This is a genomic window from Dyella sp. SYSU CM1112 (assembly GCF_058216415.1).
Window position 1 is genome coordinate 1 of the sequence record NZ_JBZEGI010000044.1, and the last position, 938, is coordinate 938.

Consider the following 938-nt stretch of genomic DNA (forward strand, 5'->3'; position numbering starts at 1 on the left):
AAAGCCCTGATGGATGCCGGCGTGGAAGAAGCGCAACGCTTCCAGCTCAGCGTGGGCGTCGCCCTCACCCCCGACCAGATGGCCCAGCTCACCCAGGACATGGTGTGGCTGGTGCGCCAGGAGGTCGGCGGCGAATCCGTCCTCGTTCCGGTGGTGTACCTGAGCCAGCAGACGGCCAACAGCATCGCCAGCGGCGCGGTGATCCAGGGCAGCACGGTCAGCCTCAACGCCAGCGGTTCGCTCGCCAACACCGGCACGATCCAGGCCAGCCAGGACGCCAGCCTCAAGGCCGGCAACCTGCTCAACGCCGGCACGCTTGCCGCAGGCGGCAACCTGAGCGTGCAAACCGCGCAGAACCTGCTCAACGCGGGCACCATCCAGGGCGGCAACGTGGCGCTGGTGGCCGGCAACCACCTCACCAGCGGCGTCGGGGGTTTCGATCCCGGCAGCTTCAGCCTGGGCAGCCTGAATCTCAGCGCCCTCGCCGCGCCGGGCGTGCCCGGCCTGAACCTGCCGCAAGGCGGCACCCTCACCGCGACCGGCAACCTCACCGCCCAGGCCGGCCAGAACCTCACGCTCGATCACGCCACCGTGAGCGCCGGCAATAACCTGGGACTGGCGGCAGGCAATAACCTCACCGCTACCGCCAGCACGCTCAGCGCCGGCCAGCATGCGCAACTGATCGCCGGCAACGACCTCAACCTCAACGCCGCCGGCCACACCCAGCGCCAGGGCACGGCGATGAACGGGGTGGAAACCACCACGCACACGGTGACCACGCTGACCACCGGCGGCAGCGCCGTGCTCGCCGCCGGGCACGATCTCGCCAGCCAGGGCGCCCAACTGAAAGCGGGCGGCCAGCTCGCCCTCAGCGCCGGCCATGACATCACGCTCCATGCCGTCACCGACCAGCGCCAGGCCGCCGCCGAAGGCATGCA

The 938-nt window shown here is 70.1% G+C and carries 1 protein-coding gene; it reads left to right on the top strand.

The genetic code is table 11. The features are described 5' to 3' along the window. On the top strand, window positions 1-938 hold a 938-nt coding region (locus AC4HNJ_RS21525), incomplete at both ends, for a hemagglutinin repeat-containing protein (RefSeq protein WP_490481667.1).